Origin of the sequence: Paracoccus sp. Z118 (assembly GCF_019061185.1) — a bacterium.
Classification (GTDB): domain Bacteria; phylum Pseudomonadota; class Alphaproteobacteria; order Rhodobacterales; family Rhodobacteraceae; genus Paracoccus.
Genome location: NZ_JAHQZU010000001.1, coordinates 133,385 through 151,930, shown reverse-complemented (window position 1 = coordinate 151,930; position 18,546 = coordinate 133,385). Strand labels below are relative to the sequence as shown.

General features: G+C 70.2%; 16 protein-coding genes. 7 read left to right on the top strand and 9 right to left on the bottom strand.

Annotated elements, in window-relative coordinates; genetic code table 11:
- Positions 1-81: 81 nt before the first annotated feature.
- Entirely contained in the window at positions 82-333 is a 252-nt protein-coding gene (locus KTN05_RS00785; protein WP_217327458.1) for a DUF2312 domain-containing protein, read from the bottom strand.
- 132 nt (positions 334-465) lie between these two features.
- Between KTN05_RS00785 and KTN05_RS00780 the strand changes: the two genes are divergently transcribed.
- Both KTN05_RS00780 and dtd read left to right on the top strand, forming a co-directional pair.
- The gene (locus KTN05_RS00780) at positions 466-693 is read left to right on the top strand and encodes a hypothetical protein (RefSeq protein ID WP_217327457.1); all 228 of its coding nucleotides are present in this window, start codon (positions 466-468) and stop codon (positions 691-693) included.
- Between the two features lies 1 nt (position 694).
- Positions 695-1,144 carry a D-aminoacyl-tRNA deacylase gene (dtd, locus tag KTN05_RS00775; protein WP_217327456.1) on the top strand — a complete coding sequence of 150 codons (450 nt, stop codon included), beginning with the start codon at positions 695-697 and terminating at the stop codon, positions 1,142-1,144.
- Between the two features lie 6 nt (positions 1,145-1,150).
- Here the strand turns inward: dtd and KTN05_RS00770 are convergent, their stop codons facing one another.
- The 6 genes from KTN05_RS00770 to KTN05_RS18010 form a co-directional block, all read right to left on the bottom strand.
- On the bottom strand, positions 1,151-1,726 hold the full coding sequence (locus KTN05_RS00770) for a lipocalin family protein (RefSeq protein ID WP_217327455.1): 576 nt from the start codon (positions 1,724-1,726) through the stop codon (positions 1,151-1,153).
- Positions 1,727-1,755: 29 nt separating this feature from the next.
- On the bottom strand, positions 1,756-2,520 hold the full coding sequence (locus tag KTN05_RS00765; protein WP_217327454.1) for an ABC transporter permease: 765 nt from the start codon (positions 2,518-2,520) through the stop codon (positions 1,756-1,758).
- Complete coding sequence (locus tag KTN05_RS00760; protein ID WP_217327453.1) at positions 2,517-3,464, bottom strand: ABC transporter ATP-binding protein; 948 nt, start codon at positions 3,462-3,464, stop codon at positions 2,517-2,519. Before KTN05_RS00760 ends, KTN05_RS00765 begins: the two co-directional genes overlap by 4 nt.
- Positions 3,461-4,597, bottom strand: a complete 1,137-nt coding sequence (locus KTN05_RS00755) for an ABC transporter permease (protein WP_217327452.1) — start codon at positions 4,595-4,597, stop codon at positions 3,461-3,463. Before KTN05_RS00755 ends, KTN05_RS00760 begins: the two co-directional genes overlap by 4 nt.
- Positions 4,598-4,604: 7 nt before the next feature.
- Positions 4,605-5,510 (bottom strand): ABC transporter substrate-binding protein, encoded by a 906-nt coding sequence (locus tag KTN05_RS00750; RefSeq protein ID WP_217327451.1) that lies wholly within the window; start codon positions 5,508-5,510, stop codon positions 4,605-4,607.
- Positions 5,511-5,656: 146 nt separating this feature from the next.
- Positions 5,657-6,655: a BON domain-containing protein gene (locus KTN05_RS18010; protein WP_254367875.1), complete on the bottom strand. Its 999-nt coding sequence runs from the start codon at positions 6,653-6,655 to the stop codon at positions 5,657-5,659.
- A gap of 409 nt (positions 6,656-7,064) precedes the next feature.
- On the opposite strand from KTN05_RS18010, the gene KTN05_RS00740 reads away from it, so the two are divergent.
- A complete protein-coding gene (locus KTN05_RS00740) occupies positions 7,065-8,543 on the top strand; it encodes a DEAD/DEAH box helicase (protein WP_254367874.1) in 1,479 nt (492 codons plus the stop codon).
- Positions 8,544-8,648: 105 nt separating this feature from the next.
- On the opposite strand, the gene KTN05_RS00735 is transcribed toward KTN05_RS00740, so the two are convergent.
- On the bottom strand, positions 8,649-9,119 hold the full coding sequence (locus KTN05_RS00735; protein ID WP_217327450.1) for a GatB/YqeY domain-containing protein: 471 nt from the start codon (positions 9,117-9,119) through the stop codon (positions 8,649-8,651).
- 126 nt (positions 9,120-9,245) lie between these two features.
- Between KTN05_RS00735 and carA the strand changes: the two genes are divergently transcribed.
- Together carA and KTN05_RS00725 are read left to right on the top strand one after the other, a co-directional pair.
- On the top strand, positions 9,246-10,394 hold the full coding sequence (carA, locus tag KTN05_RS00730) for a glutamine-hydrolyzing carbamoyl-phosphate synthase small subunit (protein ID WP_217327449.1): 1,149 nt from the start codon (positions 9,246-9,248) through the stop codon (positions 10,392-10,394).
- Positions 10,395-10,474: 80 nt separating this feature from the next.
- On the top strand, positions 10,475-12,601 hold the full coding sequence (locus tag KTN05_RS00725) for a glycosyltransferase family 2 protein (RefSeq protein ID WP_217327448.1): 2,127 nt from the start codon (positions 10,475-10,477) through the stop codon (positions 12,599-12,601).
- A gap of 162 nt (positions 12,602-12,763) precedes the next feature.
- On the opposite strand, the gene KTN05_RS00720 is transcribed toward KTN05_RS00725, so the two are convergent.
- On the bottom strand, positions 12,764-15,586 hold the full coding sequence (locus tag KTN05_RS00720; protein ID WP_217327447.1) for a bifunctional [glutamine synthetase] adenylyltransferase/[glutamine synthetase]-adenylyl-L-tyrosine phosphorylase: 2,823 nt from the start codon (positions 15,584-15,586) through the stop codon (positions 12,764-12,766).
- A gap of 201 nt (positions 15,587-15,787) precedes the next feature.
- On the opposite strand from KTN05_RS00720, the gene KTN05_RS00715 reads away from it, so the two are divergent.
- Both KTN05_RS00715 and KTN05_RS00710 read left to right on the top strand, forming a co-directional pair.
- The gene (locus tag KTN05_RS00715; protein WP_217327594.1) at positions 15,788-16,618 is read left to right on the top strand and encodes an arginyltransferase; all 831 of its coding nucleotides are present in this window, start codon (positions 15,788-15,790) and stop codon (positions 16,616-16,618) included.
- A 156-nt stretch (positions 16,619-16,774) separates the two neighbouring features.
- On the top strand, positions 16,775-18,541 hold the full coding sequence (locus KTN05_RS00710; RefSeq protein WP_217327446.1) for an acetolactate synthase 3 large subunit: 1,767 nt from the start codon (positions 16,775-16,777) through the stop codon (positions 18,539-18,541).
- The last annotated feature ends 5 nt before the right edge of the window (positions 18,542-18,546 follow it).

The following is an 18,546-nucleotide window of genomic DNA, read 5'->3' as shown; positions in this document are numbered from 1 at the left end:
GGCGGAACGCGCATCCACGGCAGCGGGAGGGCAGCGCCCGACGCCGCGCCGGGCGCCAGGGCCGCTCGCCCTGTCCTGCCGTCACTGCATCCCGAGTGCGGACTTGTACATCTCCAGGATCGCCTCTTCCTCGGCCACGTCGTCCTTGTCACGCTTGCGCAGGGCGATGACCTTGCGCATCACCTTGGTGTCGTAGCCGCGCGCCTTCGCTTCGGCCATCAGCTCCTTCTGGCGCTCGGCCACGTCCTTCTTTTCGGCGTCCAGCTGTTCGTATTGCTCGATGAACTGCCGCAGCTCTCCGGCCGCGACGCCGTAGCTGGTGTCGTCCTGCATCCTGTCCCCGTTCGCTCTTGCGCGCGGCTTGGCCGCGATCCGTCAGGGCGCGACCCTTAGGCCGTCTTGCCGGGCCGCGCAATCGCCGCTAGGCCGCAGCGGAGTGCTTCACCAGGGCCGAGGAGCCGCGCGATGACCGTATTCGACCTGCTGATCTGGGGCGGCGCCCTGCTGACCCTCGCGGGGCTGCTGGGCATCGTCTGGTGCATCGTCACCGTCGGCCGCGCCAAGCGCGCGAAGCTGGAGGACGGGGCGATGCGGGCGCGGATGCAGAAGGTCGTCGCGGTCAACATGGGCGCGCTCGGCGCCTCGATGATCGGGCTGATGGCGGTGGTGCTCGGCGTCATGCTGGGCCGCTGAGATGCGGGCGCTCATCCAGCGGGTCGCCCATGCCTCGGTCGAGGTCGAGGGGCGCGAGGTGGGCCGCATCGGGCCGGGGCTGCTGGTGCTGGTCTGCGCGATGCAGGGCGATGACGACGCCGCCGCCGACAAGCTGGCGGCGCGGGTCGCAAAGCTGCGGATCTTCCGCGACGCGGCGGACAAGATGAACCGTTCCGTGCAGGATGTCGGCGGGGCGGCGCTGGTCATCAGCCAGTTCACGCTGGCCGCTGATACCCGCACCGGCAACCGCCCCGGCTTTTCGACCGCCGCACCCCCTGACGAGGGGCGGCGGCTTTACGAGCGTTTCGCGCAGGCGCTGCGCGACCTGGGCCTGCCGGTCGAAACCGGCGAGTTCGGGGCCGAGATGAAGGTCTCGCTGCTGAATGACGGGCCGGTCACGATCTGGATGGACAGCACCGACCGCGCCTGAGCCGGTTCAGTTCGCCGCGGGCGGCTGCGCCGGATCGTAGCTCTGGGGCGGCTGCCGGGTGTCGTTCAGGGTCGAGACATCGACGCCCGCTTCGGTCAGCGCCGCCTCGGCCGCCTCGCGGTCCGCCGCATCGAGTTCGGCCGAACGGCCCAGAATCCACGCATAGTCCGAGCCCGGCGAACGGACGGCGGCCCAAGGATAGCTGCCATCCTGCGCCTCGCCCACCGCGACGATCTCGTAATTGACGCCCGGCGCATCCTCGGGCGATTGCGGGAACGTCACCTCGAAGGTGTTGAGGTTGCCGTCCACCACCTCGGCCGTACCGATCACCCCCATGACCTGCCCGTTCGCCGTGTCGCAGCGGTTCACGACCCGCAGCGTTTCCGCGTCGGCCAGTTCATAGAACGCGGTCGTCCCGCCTTCGCAGGCGGCCTGGAACGGCATGGGCGAGCTGGCGATCTCGTGCCAGACGCCGATATAGGCCTGCGGATTGATCTGCTCCGAGGTCGTCGTGCCTGCTTCCTGCGCCACGGCGGGGCTGGCGAGAAGGGCGAGAGCCGAGAGGCCGGCGAGAAATTTCATGGCGAAAGTCCCTTTCGTTACATCGCCACTCAACCGGCCGGCCTTGATGCGGGTTCCGCAGGAAGGCCCAGCCGGTTCCGCGCGGCTTCCGCCACCATGCCCAGCGCCTCATAGACGATCAACGCCAGCGCCGCCGTCAGCAGCCCGCCCTGCACCACGAAGGACAGGTTGTTGGCGTTCAGCCCGGCGATGATGACCTCGCCGAGGCTGCGCGCCGCGACGGTCGAGCCGATCGCCGCCGTCGAGACCGCGATCACGGCGGAAATGCGCACCCCCTCGATCATCAGCGGCAGCGCCAGCGGCAGCTCGACCCGGCGCAGCTTCTGGCCCGGCGTCATGCCCATGCCGTCGGCGGCGAGCCGGACCGCGCCGGAAACGCCGGTCAGCCCGGCGAGCGCGTTCTCGAAGATCGGCAGCAGGCCGTAAAGGAACAGCGCGATCAGTGTCGGCCACGTCCCGAAGCCGACCACCGGCACCGCCAGCGCAAGCACGGCCACGGGCGGGAAGGTCTGGCCGAAGCCGACCAGCGCGCGGGAGAGCGGCAGAAACTCCGCCCCTGCCGGGCGGGTGACGAGGATCGCCAGCGCGGACGCCAGCAGCGCCGAGGGGATGATCGCCGCCGCCACCAGCGCCAGATGCGACAGGGCGAGGCTGGACAGGCTCGCACGGTCATAGATCACCGGCATGTTGGGCGGGGCAAGCGGGCGCAGCATCGGCGCGAACAGGGCCGGGAACAGCAGGAAGGCCGCCGTCAGTGCCAGCAGGGCAAGCCGCAGAACGCCCGCCGGCCTCATTCCGGTCCCGCCTCGGGGCGGCCCGCGCGGATCACCGCATCGCGCCGGACGACGCCAACCGCGCGGCCGTCCGGGCCGGCGATGGGCAGGCGGTCGCGGCCGGTCCAGATCATCTCGGCCAGCGCCTCGGCCAGCGAGCTTCCGGCGGGCAGCATCGGCCCCTCGGCTGCGCCCGGCTCGGCGATCTCCCGCGCGGGGCGCAGGGACATGAGGCGGAACGCGCGGTCGCCCTCGCCCAGCAGGTCGGCGACGAAGGGCGTGGCCGGGGCGGCGATGATCTCGGCCGGGGCGGCGAACTGCTCGATCCGGCCCTCGCGCATCACGGCGATACGGTCGCCGAGCCGGATCGCCTCGGCCATGTCGTGGGTCACGAGGATCACCGTCGTGCCAAGCTGCCGCTGCACCCGGCGCAGGTCGGCCTGCGCCTGCCCGCGGATCACCGGATCAAGCGCGCCGAAGGGCTCGTCCATCAGCAGCAGTGCGGGCCGGGCAGCAAGCGCGCGGGCGACGCCGACCCGCTGCGCCTGCCCGCCCGACAGCTCGTGCGGGCGGCGCGGCCCGATCGCGTCGGGATCGAGCTGCAGCACCTCCATCAACTCGCGCACCCGGGCGCGGATCTGCGCCTTCGGCCAGCCGAGCAGTTCCGGCACGGTCGCGATGTTGCGGGCGGCGGACCAGTGCGGAAACAGGCCCGTATCCTGGATGACATAGCCGATCCGCCGCCGAAGCTGCGCGGGCGGCACCGAAGCCGTGTCGGCCCCGTCGATCAGCACCCGGCCCGAGGTCGGCTCGACCAGCCGGTTGACCATCCGCAGCAGCGTCGATTTCCCCGAGCCGGAGGTGCCGACCACCGCCGTCAGCGTCCCCCTCTCCAGCGTCAGCGACACATCGTCGACCGCGGCAAGGCCGTCATAGAGCTTGCTGACCGACTGGAACTCGATCACGGCGCGGCCCCCGGCAGAAGCCCCGCCGCCGCGTCCAGCACTGCCGAGGTGACGAAGGCCAGCGCCACGGTGGGCAGGGCGCCCAGCAGGATCAGGTCGGTCGCGGTCTGGCCGATGCCCTGAAAGACGAAGGTGCCGAAGCCCCCTGCCCCGATCAGCGCGCCGACCGTCGCCATGCCGATATTCTGCACCAGCACGATCCGCGCCGCGGCCACGATGACCGGCGCGGCCAGCGGAATGTCCACCCGCCACAGCCGCTCCCGCCGCGTCAGGCCCATGCCGTCGGCGGCCTCGGTCACGCTGCGGGGCACCCCGGTCAGCCCGGCGACGGTATTGGCGACGATCGGCAGCAGGGAATAGAGCAGCAGCGCCACGAAGGCGGGCGCCATGCCGATGCCGCGGATGCCCAGCGCCGCCGCGCCGGGCAGATTCGCCGCGACCCAGCCCAGCGGCAGGATCAGCATGCCGAACAGCGCGATGGACGGGATCGTCTGCACCGCCGTCAGCGCCCCCAGCACCGGCTGGCGCAGGCGCGGGGCGCGGGCCAGCGCGATCCCCAGCGGCACCCCCGCCGCCATCGCCACCCCGAACGAGCCGAAGGCGAGCCACAGATGCCGCCCCCCCTCGCGCCAGAACGCGGCGCTGCGGCTGCGGTATTCCTCCATGACCGAGAGTTCCGCCAAGACGCCCGAGCCGAGCAGCAGCCAGACCAGCGCGACGGCGCCGGCGGCGAAGCCGAGCCGCGCGGCGGGTCCGGGCCGCAGCCGCGCCAGCGCGTCGATCAGCAGCAGCCCGGCGAGCGTCAGGGCAATCCAGAAGCCTGCCCCCGGCCCTATCCGCGCGGCAGTCGGCGCATCGGCCCCTAGCCGGGCGGCGCCCCAGCCCATCGCCAGCACGAGCGAGACCAGCAGCGGCACGGCCACGCCCAGCCGCCACAGCGGTTGCCGGATCACCATGAGCGCGGCGATGGCAAGGCCGAGCGCCAGCAGCGCCGCAGAGGCCCCGGCGGTTCCCAGCGTCTCGATCAGGCTGCGCGGCTCGCCCGCCGCGATCCGGTTGGCGCGGAACACCGCGAAAGGCAGCAGCGCCGAGGCCGCCAGCGGCACGAGCAGGATCGAGATCCGGCCCCGCACCGGCGGCTCAGGGCAGCAGCCCGTTCGCGGTCAGGAACTCCTGCGCGACATCGGACGCGGACAGCCCCTCGACCTGAACCTTGCCGTTGAGATCCTGCAACGTCTCCAGCGTCAGCTTTTCGAAGACGGGGGCCAGCAGTTCCTCGATCTGCGGATATTCGGCCAGCACCTCCTGCCGGATGACCGGGGCGGGCTGGTAAACGGGCTGCACCTGCTTGTCATCCTCCAGCACCACAAGATCGGCGAAGGCGATCTGCCCGTCGGTGCCATAGACCATCGCCGCGTTGGCGCCGCTCGTCTGCCGACTGGCGGCCTGAATGGTCGCCGCCGTGTCGCCGCCCGACAGAACGATCAACTGGTCGGGACCAAGGGTAAAGCCGTAAGCCGCCTGGAACGCGGGCAGCGCGGGGGGCGAGTTCACGAACTCGGACGAGGCGGCCAGCTTCACCTCGCCGCCATTCGCGACCCATTCGCCGAACTGCGAAAAAGTGGTGACGCCCGCCGGCTCGGCCACGTCGCGGCGCAGGGCCATGCCCCAGGTGTTGTTGGCGGGCGCAGGAGTCAGCCAGACCAGATCGTTCGCCTCGGCGTCCAGCGCCTTCGCCTCGGCATAGGCGGCGGCGGCGTCCTTCCAGATCGGCTCGTCGGCGCGGTTGAAGAAGAAGGCGGCGTTGCTGGTGTATTCGGGGTAGATGTCGATCTCTCCCGCGACCAGCGCCTGCCGCACGACCGGCGTCGCCCCGAGTTGCAGGCGGTTATCCGTCTCGATCCCCGCATTCGTCAGCACGGCGAGGATCATCTCGCCCAGCACGCCCCCTTCGGTGTCGATCTTGGACGACACGACGACCTGCGCCGTGGCGGTCGAGGCTAGCGCGGCAGCGAACACGGCGGACAGGACGAAGGGTCGGATCACGGGCGGTCTCCTCGGATGGCGCGAAGGGCGACGCGGGGTCGTGGGAAAGGTTCACATCCGACCGTCCCGCGCGCAACCCCGAAGGCGCGAAATGCGCAAGGCCCCGGCCAGGTGCGCCGGGGCCTTGCCGTGACCGGGCGGGCCGATCACTCGTTGCTGGCGTCCGAGGAATACGAGTCCCGCGACGAGACGCGCAGGTTGTTCTGCACATGGTTCACGCCGCTGATGTCGTCCGCGATGTCCTCGGCCCGGCGCTTGTCGCGGCGGCTGTCCACGGTGCCGGACAGCGTCACCTCGCCGCTGTCCACGCTCACGTCGATATCGCTGGCGTCGAGCGAGGCGTCGTCGCTCAGCCGGTCGGAGACATCCTCGCGGATGCGCTCGTCCGACCGGGCGTAGCCCTTCGGCCCCTTGCCGCGATGGTAGGTCTTGGTCCAGCCATGCTCGTCCCGCTCGGAACTGCCGGAGCCGCCATAGGCCCCGGCGGCGCCAGCGGCGCCATAACGGCCGTAATCGCCATAGGCGGAGCCGCCGTAGCCCGAACCGCCATAGCCCGAACCGCCATAGCCGGACCCATAGGAACCTTCACGCGAGCCATAGCCCTGCCCGAAGTCCTGCGCGCCGCGGGCGCTCATGCCGTCGTCCGAATAGACATCGCCATAGCTGCCATAGCCGCCGCCGGTCATGCCGCGATACTGGCTGCCCGCGCCCGAGCGGCCGAGGTCTTCGTATCCGCCCCCATAGTTGCTGCGGCCATAGCCGCGCCCGCCCGCGCCGCCGCCATAGTCGCCGCCACTGAAGCCGCCGCCATAGCCGCCACCGGAGTAGTTGCCCCGGCCATAGTTGCTGCGGCCGTATTCGGGGCTGCCGTAGTCGCCGCCGCCATAGCTGCTGCCGTAGTTGCCGCCCCCATAGTTGCGGCCACCATAGTCGCGGCCACCGGAATCGCGGCTGGCCCAGTCGCGGTCATAGCCGCCGCCGTAGCCGCCACCCGCGTTGCGGTCGGGCCAGTTGGTGCGGCTGGAATAATCCTCCCGGCCGCGCATCGAGCGATCATCGCGCCAGTCGTCGCTCCGGCCAGCGCGGCGTTCCCAGTCCGAGCCGCCACGGCGTCGATCGTCGTTCCAGTTCCAGTCATCCTGCATGGTTCTTTCGCTCCCGAATGATCGTTGATGCGAAGATGCCGCTGTGTCAGCAGCATGGTTCGGTGCGCCGGATGCGCCCTCCGATGAGGGTTCAACGCGCGAGCCCGGCGTCTGGATCGACTAACAATTGATAGATCACCACACCGTGACTGTGGCGGCGTTTCGGGCAGATGTCGGGCGCGTCTTGACTTTCGGGGGGCGATCCCTCATCTGGAGCGAGCCGACATCCGCTGCCGCGTGAGCAGCCGCAGGTTTCCTGCCAGGGTCCGGCGCCTCATCAGGTTCCCATGTCACGCAAGGGTTGCCGGCGGGTTTCGTATCTGACCCGCGCCCTTTGCACTCCGCGCGTCCGATTCCGGGCCGTGGCACCCTCGCGGCCCGATACGGGGGCCTGGCGACAGGACGAGACATGACTGAACACACCACCGAAGCCCGCCCCGCGGGCCAGCGCAGCGCGCGCCCCTCTCACGGCAAGCCCGGCGCCCCGCGCGGCGACCGCAACACCCCGCGCGGCGAAAGCCATGGCCACGGCGGCAAGCCGAAATCGGCCGGCTTCGACGCCCGCCGCGGCCCCGGCCGCGCCAAGAAGGAACGGGCCGAGGCCGAGCCCTTCATCCGCCGCGCCATCCCCGACATGGACACCCCCTTCACCCGCATGGGCATCGACCCGCGCGTGGCGATCAACCTGCCCGATCTGGGCCTGAACGAGCCGACGCCGATCCAGGCGCAGGCGATCCCCGCGATCGTCGAGGGGCGCGACCTGCTGGGCCTCGCCCAGACCGGCACCGGCAAGACGGCGGCCTTCGGCCTGCCGATGCTGACCCGCCTGCTGGTCGCGGGCAAGCGTCCCGAGCCGGGCACCTGCCGCGCCCTGATCCTTGCGCCGACGCGCGAGCTTGCGACCCAGATCGCCCAGAACGTCGAGGCTTACGCCGTCGGCACCGGCATCCGCGCGTTCCGCGTCGTCGGTGGCGCGTCGATCAACGTGCAGGTGGACCGGCTTGCGCGGGGCGTGGACGTGCTGATCGCGACGCCGGGCCGGCTGATCGACCTGATCGAGCGCCGCGCCATCCGCTTCGACCAGACCCATTACCTGGTGCTGGACGAGGCCGACCAGATGCTGGACATCGGCTTCATCCACGCCCTGCGCCGGATCGCCAAGCTGCTGCCGGCCGACCGCCAGACGCTGCTGTTCTCGGCCACCATGCCCAAGCTGATGGAAGAACTTGCCGACAGCTACCTGCAGGAGCCGGTCCGGGTGCAGGCGAACCCGCCCGGCCGCCCCGCCGAGAAGATCGCGCAGGGCGTCCATTTCGTGAACCAGGGCGACAAGGCCGCGCTGCTGGCGGACTACCTCCGCAAGCATCCGGGCGAGCTGGCGATCGTCTTCGGCCGCACCAAGCACGGCTCGGAAAAGCTGCGCAAGCTGCTGGGCGACTGGGGCTTCAAGGTGGACGCGATCCACGGCAACAAGAGCCAAGGCCAGCGTGAGCGGGCGCTCGCCTCGTTCCGCGCGGGCCAGACCCATGTGCTGGTGGCGACCGACGTGGCGGCGCGGGGTCTCGACATCCCCGAGGTCGCGCATGTCTACAACTACGACCTGCCGAACGTGCCGGAAAACTACGTCCACCGCATCGGCCGCACCGCCCGCGCGGGCCGCGACGGCCGCGCCGTGGCGCTGTGCGCGCCCGCCGAGGTCGGAGAGCTGCGCGCGATCGAGAAGGCGATCAAGGCCGCGATCCCGGTGATCGGGGGCGAGCCGCCCACCGGTCCCGTGCCCGCCGCCCGCAAACCCGGCGGCAAGCCGAGCCTCGCCGGCGCGGTCACGCGCAAGCGCCCGGCCCGCCGCCCCTCGCGCGCGCCAAAATCCGGGACGCGGCAGGGCTAAAAGACTGACACCGGGAGCAACGCGCGCCCGGTGCCCTTGAAATTTGCAACGCGCTTCGGGCGGACTACACCGCCCGAGGCGCGCCCGCAGTCCAGCGGCAGGCGCTCAGCCCATCAGCCGCGCCTTGACCAGCGCCCCCGCGGCGCCGAAGTCCATCTGGCCCGCATGACGGGCGCGCAGCTCGCCCATGACCCGGCCCATGTCCCGCACCGACTCGGCGCCCAGATCCGCGATGACCGTGTCCACTGCGGCGGCGACTTCCGCCTGATCGAGCTGGCGCGGCAGGAATTCCTGGATGATGCCGATCTCCGCAAGCTCCCGCTCAGCCAGTTCAAGACGGCCGCCCTCTTCATAGGCGCGGGCCGATTCCTGGCGCTGCTTGACCATCCTCGACAGCAGCGCGACCAGCTCATCCCCCGACAGCCCGCCGGACGCATCCGGCCCGCCCTCGCCGCGGGCGGCGATCTCGCGGTCCTTGATGGCCGCGCCCACCAGCCGCAGCGTCGAGAGCCGGGCGGCGTCGCGGGCCTTCATCGCGTCCTTGGTGGCGCTCGCAATACGTTCGCGCAGTTCCATGATATCCTCGCTCTCTCGGCCAACGGTTCGCGTGCGGTGTCGCGCAGGCGGCCCGCCGGGGTCAAGCGGCCTTGACGCTGCGGCCCGCCCCCCCTAGTAATCCCGCCGATTTGCCGGAGTAACGACATGCCGAAACCGACCGCCTGCCTTGCGCTTGCCGACGGAACGATCTTCCACGGCTTTGGTTTCGGCGCGACTGGCGAGGTCGTGGCCGAGCTGGTCTTCAACACCGCCATGACCGGCTATCAGGAAATCATGACCGACCCGTCTTATGCCAGCCAGATCGTGACCTTCACCTTCCCCCATATCGGCAACACCGGCGTCACCGCGCTGGACGACGAATCCGCCGAGCCCGTCGCCTCGGGCATCGTGGTGAAGTGGGACCCGACCGAGCCGTCGAACTGGCGCGCGACCTCGGATCTGGCCGACTGGATGGAGCGGCGCGGCCGCATCGGCATCGGCGGCATCGACACCCGCCGCCTGACCCGTGCCATCCGCCAGCAGGGCTCGCCGCATGTGGTGCTGGCGCATGATCCGTCGGGCAACTTCGACACCGCCGCCATGGTGGCGAAGGCGAAGGGCTGGACGGGCCTCGTCGGGCTCGATCTGGCGAAAGCGGTGAGCACCCGGCAGAGCTATACGTGGGATCAGGGCCTCTGGGTCTGGCCCGACGGGTTCGAACCGCCCTCGCGGCCTGAAAAGCCGTTCAAGGTGGTGGCCATCGATTATGGCGCCAAGCGCAACATCCTGCGCTCGCTGGTCGCATCCGGCGCGGATGTGACGGTCCTGCCCGCGACCGCGACGGCCGAGGACGTGCTGGCCCATGACCCCGAGGGCGTGTTCCTGTCGAACGGTCCCGGCGATCCGGCGGCGACCGGCGAATACGCCGTGCCGATGATCCAGACGCTGCTGGAGCGTGACCTGCCGATCTTCGGCATCTGCCTCGGTCATCAGATGCTCGCGCTCGCGGTCGGGGCCAGCACGGTGAAGATGGGCCACGGCCATCACGGCGCGAACCACCCGGTCCGCAACGTGGAAACCGGCAAGGTCGAGATCACCTCGATGAATCACGGCTTCGCGGTGGACGCGCAGACTCTGCCCGAAGGCGTGCTGGAAACCCATGTGAGCCTTTTCGACGGCTCGAACTGCGGCATCCGCCTGACGGGTCGGCCGGTCTTCTCGGTCCAGCACCACCCGGAGGCGAGCCCCGGCCCGCAGGACAGTTCGTATCTGTTCGAGCGGTTCACGAAGGCGATGACCGAGCGGCGCGCGTGACGGCTGCAACCTGCGGCTGTTAACGCGACCTTAACCTCTGCTCGGGCATAGCGGTCCTGACACTTGTCAGGGAAGCAGCCATGTCCGCCACGACAGCGCCGAAGACCGAACCCGCCCGCGCCGCGCAGGTGATCTCTCTGCAGGCGCGGCTGCGGGACGGGCGGCTGGGCCGGGCGCGGCTCGACGCGGCGGCGAAGGCGCAGGCCGCGGCCCGGCCCGCGCGCGACCTGCGCCCGCTCGGGCAGATCCTGATCGAGGATGGGGCGGTCGCGCCCGGCGATCTGCTCAAGGCGGTGGTGATGCGCCAGCGGCAGGCGGTGCCGCTGGGGGAAATCCTGCTGGCCCACGGCTGGGTGACGGAAGCGGCGCTGACCCGCGCCCTGTCCCGCCAGTGGCGCAGTACGGTGCCGGACCTGGTGGAAACCCCGCCCGACGCGCGGCTGATCGACGAGGCGGGGGCGGAGCTTTGCCTCAACGCCGGCATCGTCCCGTGGCGGCGGATCGGCGGGGCGGCCTATGTCGCCGCGTCCCGCCCCGAGGAATTCGCCGCATTGGCTCCCCGTCTGCCCGCCAGCTTCGGGACGGTGCGGATGCTGCTCTGTTCACCCACAGGGGCGCGCGAGGCGATCCTGACCGCCCGCCGCACCGCGCTGATCCGGCAGGCCGAGACACGGGTGGACGGCGCGCTGAGCTGCCGCACACGGAACGAACGCCGCGCCGGACAGGTCGCGCTGGCCGTTATGGCGGCACTGGCGCTGGGGTTGCTGCTCGCCCCGCTGGGCCTGCTGACGGCGCTGACCCTGTGGGCGACGCTGACGCTGCTCGGCAGCATCGCGCTGAAAATCACGGCGTTCCGCGCCACGCTGCGCGCCCGCGCTGTCGCCACGCCACCGCCGGAACTCAAGGGGCAGTTGCCGCTGATCTCCGTCATGGTGCCGCTGTTCCATGAAGCTGACGTCGCGACCAAGCTGGTCGGCCGCCTCTCGCGCCTGACCTATCCGCGCGAACTCAGCGATATCATCCTGGTGGTCGAGGAAACCGACGATATCACCCGCGCCGCGCTGGAAGGCGCCGCCCTGCCCCGCTGGCTGCGGGTTGTGATCGTGCCGGACGGGCCGATCAGGACCAAGCCGCGCGCGCTGACCTACGCGCTCAGCTTCTGCCGCGGCGACATCATCGGCGTCTGGGACGCCGAGGACCGGCCCGAGCCGGACCAGCTTCACAAGGTCGCCCGCCACATGGCCACCGCGGCGCCCGACGTCGCCTGCGTGCAGGGCGCGCTGGATTTCTACAACCCGCGCACCAACTGGCTCTCGCGCTGCTTCACCATCGAATACGCGGCGCTGTTCCGGGCGGTGCTGCCGGGCGTCTCGCGGCTTGGCCTGATCGTCCCGCTGGGCGGGACGACCCAGTTCTTCCGCCGCGACGCGCTGGAGCGGTCGGGCGCGTGGGACGCCTGGAACGTGACCGAGGACGCCGATCTCGGTGTGCGGCTGGCGCGTATGGGGCTGCGGATCGAAGTGGCGGATTTCACCACCCATGAAGAGGCGAATTGCCGCGCCATTCCGTGGATCAAACAGCGCTCGCGCTGGCTCAAGGGTTACGCGATGACCTGGGGCGTCCACATGCGGACCCCGGTGCAGCTGTGGCGGCAGATCGGCACACGGGCGTTCCTGGGCTTTCAGGTGCAGTTCATCGGGATGCTGACCCAATATCTGCTCGCCCCGCTGCTGTGGAGCTTCTGGCTGCTCAGCCTCGGCCTGCCGCATCCGCTGCGCGAGCCGCTGGCCGGGCTCTGGGGCGGGCTGGGGGTGCCGGTGCTGTTCACGATCTTCGTGGCGTCCGAGCTGCTGAACATGGCCATCGGCATCTGGGCGGTTCGCCGGACGGGTCATCGCGGCCTCTGGACCTGGGCGCCGACGATGCATCTCTACTTCCCGCTCGGGTGCCTTGCGGCGTGGAAGGCGCTCTATGAGGTGGTGGTCAACCCGTTCTACTGGGACAAGACCCAGCACGGCGTGGACTGCACCGAAGAAGCGGTCGTTGCCGAACCGACCGAGGCGCTGCTTCCGCTGGTCACGCTCGGGAACCGGGTCGAAGCAGCAGCGAGGGAGGAAGCAGAAGCAGGACACGACCCGGCTTGTGCCGCCAGCCGCGCCGATCCGCTGCCGCCGCTCTCGCTCCCAATTCGGGGGAACGTGAGCTGAGCCGGGCGTAGGGCAATTTCTCCGGCTGTGATGCGACCCCGAGTTGGCTTGCCTCCGAGCGGCCCTCGATCACGCGGAAGGTAGTCGATACCGCCAAGGACCGGCCGCGCTGAGCCGCTGGCACCGCCGGACGGCTTGCTCGCTTCGCGGCCCGGTCACGACTCACCCCTCGGCGGCCACGGCGGTGCCCACCAGCTCGTCGGCGATGCTCCCCGCCTCCTCGACCATCGCGGTAAGCGCCGCGGCAAGCGCGTCGAGCGACTCCGCGCCTGTTTCCCGCAGCAAAAAGTCCTGCCCGCCGCGGCCCACCGTCTCCATGTCGAGCGCGCCGTCGGTCAGCAGCCGCGCGGCGCATTGGAGCCGCCAGAGGAAGCGGTGCGCGCCTGCAAGCCGCTCAGCCTGATCGCCCGCGATCAGTTCGGCGCGCTTGCCCGCGCGGATCTGCGCAGGGGTGGCGCGGGCCGGTGATCCGGCGCGAAGGGCCAGGGACTGCGCCAGCAGCTCGACATCCTGCAGGCGGCCGCGGCCGCTCTTGGCCTCCCACCGGCCATCGGGGGCCTTCGACGCGAAAATGCGCGCCCGCATCCCGGCCAGTTCGGGCAGCACCCGAGGGTCCTGCCCGCGTTCGCCAAGAACCTGCACCCGCAGCGCCTCGACGTCCTGCGCAAGGGGCTCCGCCCCGGCCCCGATCTCTGCGATAACGCGGGCGCGGGTCAGCGCCAGATGCTCCCAGGTCCAGGCCTCGGTCATCTGGTAGCTGCGGAACGATTCCAGCGACGTCGCCACCGGCCCCTGCCGCCCCGAGGGGCGCAGGCGCATATCCACCTCGTAGAGGCGGCCCGAGGCGGTGGGCGCCGACAGCGCCGTCAGCAGCGCCTGCGTCAGTCGCGCGTAATAGGGCCGCGCGGCAAGCGGGCGCGGCCCGTCCGAGCTTTCGACACCGCCGGCATCGTAGATCACGATCAGGTCCAGGTCCGACTGCGCGTTCAACTGCCGCGCGCCCAGCGAGCCCATGCCCATGACGATCGCGCCCCGCCCCGGCGCGGCCCCGTGGCGGCGGGCGAAGTCCTGCGCGACCACGCGGGACAGCGCGCCGATGGCCGCGTCCGCGATGTCGGCATATTGCCCCCCCGCCTCGTCCGCCCCGATCAGCGCCCGCAGGTGATGGACGCCGACGCGGAACTGCCATTCATGCGCCCAGCGGCGCGCCGCATCCAGCGCCCGTTCGTAGCTGCCCGCAGGCCCGGACAGCGCGGAGGCAAGCTGCGCGTCGAGCGCTTCGCGCAGCCCGCCCGCGCCGGGCCAGGGCGCGAAGAAGCTGCCGGCGATCACCGCGTCCAGCACCTCGGGATGGCGCGCGAGATAGGCCGCAAGCCCCGGCGCGGTGCCGCAGATATCCGCCAGAAGGTCGATCAGCTGCGGGTTCGAGGCGAAGAGCGAGAAGAGCTGCACCCCGGCCGGCAGGCCGCGCAGGAAGCTGTCGAAGCGGGCGAGCGCCTCTTCGGGGTGCGCGGCGCGGCTCATGCGGGCAAGGATCTGCGGCTCGATGCGGGAAAAAAGCTCCTGCGCGCGGCCCGAGCGAAGGGCCGGATAGGCCCGCCAGCCTTCGACCATCTCTGCGGTTTCGGGGGCCAGTTCCGGCATCGGCGGCTCATCCGCCGAAGTATCCGGTTCGAAGAAATCGCCCGTCAGCGCCTCGACCCGGTGCAGCCGCCCGACCACCTCCGCGCCCCAAGCCGCGGGATCGGACGCACCGTCCAGCGCGGCGACACGGGCGAAGGCCTCTCGCGCAATCGGCAGCGAGTGGGTCTGGACGTCGTTCACCATCTGGATGCGGTGCTCGATGTCGCGGTGGCGGCGGTAGTGCCCCGTCAACTCGTCGGCGACGGATTGCGGCAGCCAGCCCTTCGCCGCGAGCGCCGCGAGTGCCGGGACCGTCGCACGGGCCCGCAGGTCGGGGTCGCGCCCGCCGGCGATCAGCTGGCGTGTCTGGGTGAAGAACTCGATGTCGCGGATGCCGCCCTGCCCCAGCTTCATGTCGTGGCCCATTGCCTGGACCTGCCCGTGCAGCCCCTTGTGGCTGCGGATGCGGCGGCGCATGTCGTGGGTGTCCTGCACCGTCGCGAAATCCAGATGGCGGCGCCAGACGAAAGGGCGCAACTCGTGCAGAAACCGTTCGCCCGCCGCGATGTCGCCCGCGCAGGGCCGCGCCTTGATATAGGCGGCGCGTTCCCAGCTTCGGCCCTCGGCCTCGTAATAAGCGAGCGCCGCCCCAGCCGAGATGCAGACCGGCGTCACGGACGCGTCGGGCCGCAGCCGCAGGTCGGTGCGGAAGACATAGCCATGCTCGGTCTGGTCCGACAGCGTCGCGGCCGCCTTGCGCGTGGCGCGGATCAGCGCCGCGCGAACCTCGGGCTGATCGGCGGGCGCATAGGCGGTGTCGTCGTAAAGGACGATCAGGTCGATGTCCGAGGAATAGTTCAGCTCTCCCGCGCCCATCTTCCCCATCGCCAGCGCGAAGATGCCCGCCGCGACCGGCGACGCCCCCTCGCGGGGGGCGGGCAGCTTGCCGCGCCGCGCCTCGTCTGCGACATGGGCGCGCAAAGCGAGATCGGTGGCGCGGTCGGCAAGGCCGGTCAGGGCGCCCGTCACCTGTTCCAAAAGCCAGACGCCGCCAAGGTCGGCCAGCGCGACCCACAGCGCGACGCGCCGTTTCGCCCGCCGCAGCGCGGGGCCGAGTTCAGCGGATGTGAGCGAATCGAACCCGGCCGTCTCGCGGGCGACCACGTCGCCTGCCTCGAGCGCCGGAAGCAGCCAGGCGGCCTCCCGCTCGATCAGCCCGGCCAGATACGGGCTCGACCCCGCGGCGCCGCGGATCAGGCCTTCAAGCCTCGGCGGCGCGTCCGGGAACAGCGCCGCCGCCGACCGGCCGCGCGGGTCATCGACGGGAAGCGGAAGGCGGGTGATCCGGGCGGCGAAATCCATCCGCGCACCCTAGCCGCGCCCTTGGCGCCGTCAATCGCGGCCGCGGGCAAACATATGCTGTTCGCCGCTTGGCGGGCAGGGAAACAGTTGCTAGGTTTTGCATCGTTACCATGACCAGCGAAGTCCCGCCATGCCGCCGCTCTGGACGATGATGACCACGGACAGGTCGGCCGCACCGCAATGTGGAGGGTCCGCCGCTTGATGCGTCATACCCTGCCGAATGCGCCGCAGTTCTACGTCACGGCCCCGCAGCCCTGCCCGTATCTGCACGGCCGGGCCGAGCGCAAGCTGTTCACCGCCCTGACCCCCGATGCCGGCCAGACGCTGAACAACGTGCTGTCGCGGCAGGGATTCCGCCGTTCGCAGAACGTGCTCTATCGCCCGAGCTGCGAAAGCTGCGTGGCCTGCATGTCGGCCCGCATCCGGGTACGCGACTTCCGTCCCAGCCGCACCCAGCGCCGCCTGATCCGCCGCAACGCGGGGATGGAGCGCAGCGCCACCAGCGCCTGGTCCACCGAGGAGCAGTATGAGCTGTTCCGCCGCTACCTCGACGACCGCCACGCCGATGGCGGCATGGCGGACATGGACGTGTTCGAGTTCGCCGCCATGATCGAGGAGACGCCGGTCCGCACCCGCGTCGTCGAATACCGCGGCGCCCCGCCCGAGGGGATGAGCCGGGTGAACGGTCCGCTGCACGCCGTCTGTCTGACCGACGTTCTGGATGACGGGCTGAGCCTCGTTTACAGCTTCTACGACCCGGCCATGCCCGAGGCGAGCCTCGGCACCTACATGATCCTCGACCATGTGGAGATGGCTCGTCAGGCGGGGCTGCCCTATGTCTATCTCGGCTACTGGGTGCCGGGCAGCCGCAAGATGGCCTACAAGGCCGGGTTCAGCGCGCTGGAGATCTACAAGGGCGGCGTCTGGCAGGATATGGGCGACCCGCAGACGCATGAGGCCGATATCCACCCCCTTTCCGTCGATCCGATCGTCGAGCAGGTCGCGCGTATCGATCTTCCGCTCGACCGATAGTTCCAGAAATATAATTTCAAAATCTGCGACCGGGACGTTACTTTTCTCGATAGATCCTGTTGACCCTGCTGCAAAGCGCCCCTAGTTTGCCGCGACGCAGCGGGCCCATCGCAGCGCCTTGCGGGCGTAACGATCTGGATTGATGGAGAAATGGACATGTCCCGAACGATGACGGGTGCGAGAATGGTGGTCGAAGCCCTGCGCGATCAGGGTGTCGATACCGTATTCGGCTATCCCGGCGGCGCTGTCCTGCCCATCTACGACGAGATTTTCCAGCAGAACGACATCCAGCACATCCTCGTGCGGCACGAACAGGGCGCGGTCCACATGGCCGAGGGCTATGCCCGCTCGACCGGGAAGCCGGGGGTGGTGCTGGTGACCTCCGGCCCCGGCGCGACGAACGCGGTGACGGGGCTGACCGACGCGCTGATGGATTCGATCCCGATCGTCGTGCTGTCGGGTCAGGTGCCCACCTTCATGGTCGGCACCGACGCCTTCCAGGAGGCCGACACCGTGGGCATCACCCGCCCCTGCACCAAGCACAACTGGCTGGTGAAGGAAACGGACGAGCTCGCCGCGACGATCCACCGCGCCTTTCACATCGCGACCTCGGGCCGTCCGGGGCCGGTGCTGATCGACATTCCGAAGGACGTCCAGTTCGCCGAAGGCGCCTATGTCGGCGCGGAGGAAGTGGACAACACGCGCTACCAGCCGACGACCAAGGGCGACACCGACATGATCGCGCGGCTGGTCGAGCTGATCGAGCGCGCCGAGCGGCCGATCCTCTATACCGGCGGCGGCATCATCAACTCCGGGCCGGAGGCCAGCAAGCGGCTGGTCGAGTTGGCGGATGCGACCGGCTTTCCCGTCACCTCGACGCTGATGGGCCTCGGCTCCTACCCCGCCAGCGGCAGGGCGTGGCTGGGGATGCTGGGGATGCACGGCCTTTACGAAGCCAACATGGCGATGCATGGCTGCGACCTGATGATCGCGCTCGGCGCCCGCTTCGACGACCGGATCACCGGGCGCATCGCGGATTTCTCGCCCCATTCGATCAAGGCGCATGTCGATATCGACCCCAGCAGCATCAACAAGGTGATCCGGGTCGAGCTGCCCATCGTCGGCGACGTGGGCGAGGTGCTGAAGGAGGTGCTGGCGCTGTGGAAATCGCGCGGCAGCCGCACCAATGCCGATGCCGTCGGGGACTGGTGGGGCCAGATCCGGCGCTGGCAGGCGCGCGATTGCCTCGCCTATCGCCCCTCGGCCAGCACCATCAAGCCGCAATACGCGATGGAGCGGCTTGAAGCGCTGACCCGTGACCGCGACCGCTACGTGACGACCGAGGTCGGCCAGCACCAGATGTGGGCCGCGCAGTTCCTGCACTTCGACGAGCCGAACCGCTGGATGACCTCGGGCGGGCTGGGGACGATGGGCTACGGCCTGCCCGCCTCGGTCGGGGTGCAGGTCGCCCACCCCGAGGCGCTGGTCATCAACGTGGCGGGCGATGCCAGCTGGCTGATGAACATGCAGGAGATGGGAACGGCGGTGCAGTTCCGCGCCCCCGTCAAGCAGTTCATCCTGAACAACGAGCGGCTGGGCATGGTGCGCCAGTGGCAGCAGCTTCTGCATGGCGAGCGTTACTCGCAGTCCTGGTCGGAAAGCCTGCCCGATTTCGTCAAGCTGGCCGAGGCGTTCGGCTGCGCGGGCCGGCAGGTGAGCGATCCGGCCGAACTCGACGACGCGATCCGCGAGATGATGGACTATGACGGCCCCTTCATCCTCGACGTGCTGGTCGAGAAGCACGAGAACTGCCTGCCGATGATCCCGTCGGGCAAGCCCCATAACGAAATGCTGCTGGGCGACATGGAGGCGGCCGAGGATATCGGCTCCGCCATCCAGAGCGACGGCGCCGTGCTGGTCTGAGGAGA

Bases quoted from the DNA above. Each gene is read 5' to 3' on its own strand.
- KTN05_RS00785 (WP_217327458.1), bottom strand. From the start codon at position 333: ATGCAGGACGACACCAGCTACGGCGTCGCGGCCGGAGAGCTGCGGCAG.
- KTN05_RS00780 (WP_217327457.1), top strand. From the start codon at position 466: ATGACCGTATTCGACCTGCTGATCTGGGGCGGCGCCCTGCTGACCCTC.
- dtd (WP_217327456.1), top strand. From the start codon at position 695: ATGCGGGCGCTCATCCAGCGGGTCGCCCATGCCTCGGTCGAGGTCGAG.
- KTN05_RS00770 (WP_217327455.1), bottom strand. From the start codon at position 1,726: ATGAAATTTCTCGCCGGCCTCTCGGCTCTCGCCCTTCTCGCCAGCCCC.
- KTN05_RS00765 (WP_217327454.1), bottom strand. From the start codon at position 2,520: ATGAGGCCGGCGGGCGTTCTGCGGCTTGCCCTGCTGGCACTGACGGCG.
- KTN05_RS18010 (WP_254367875.1), bottom strand. From the start codon at position 6,655: ATGCAGGATGACTGGAACTGGAACGACGATCGACGCCGTGGCGGCTCG.
- KTN05_RS00740 (WP_254367874.1), top strand. From the start codon at position 7,065: ATGACTGAACACACCACCGAAGCCCGCCCCGCGGGCCAGCGCAGCGCG.
- KTN05_RS00735 (WP_217327450.1), bottom strand. From the start codon at position 9,119: ATGGAACTGCGCGAACGTATTGCGAGCGCCACCAAGGACGCGATGAAG.
- carA (WP_217327449.1), top strand. From the start codon at position 9,246: ATGCCGAAACCGACCGCCTGCCTTGCGCTTGCCGACGGAACGATCTTC.
- KTN05_RS00725 (WP_217327448.1), top strand. From the start codon at position 10,475: ATGTCCGCCACGACAGCGCCGAAGACCGAACCCGCCCGCGCCGCGCAG.
- KTN05_RS00720 (WP_217327447.1), bottom strand. From the start codon at position 15,586: ATGGATTTCGCCGCCCGGATCACCCGCCTTCCGCTTCCCGTCGATGAC.
- KTN05_RS00715 (WP_217327594.1), top strand. From the start codon at position 15,788: ATGCGTCATACCCTGCCGAATGCGCCGCAGTTCTACGTCACGGCCCCG.
- KTN05_RS00710 (WP_217327446.1), top strand. From the start codon at position 16,775: ATGTCCCGAACGATGACGGGTGCGAGAATGGTGGTCGAAGCCCTGCGC.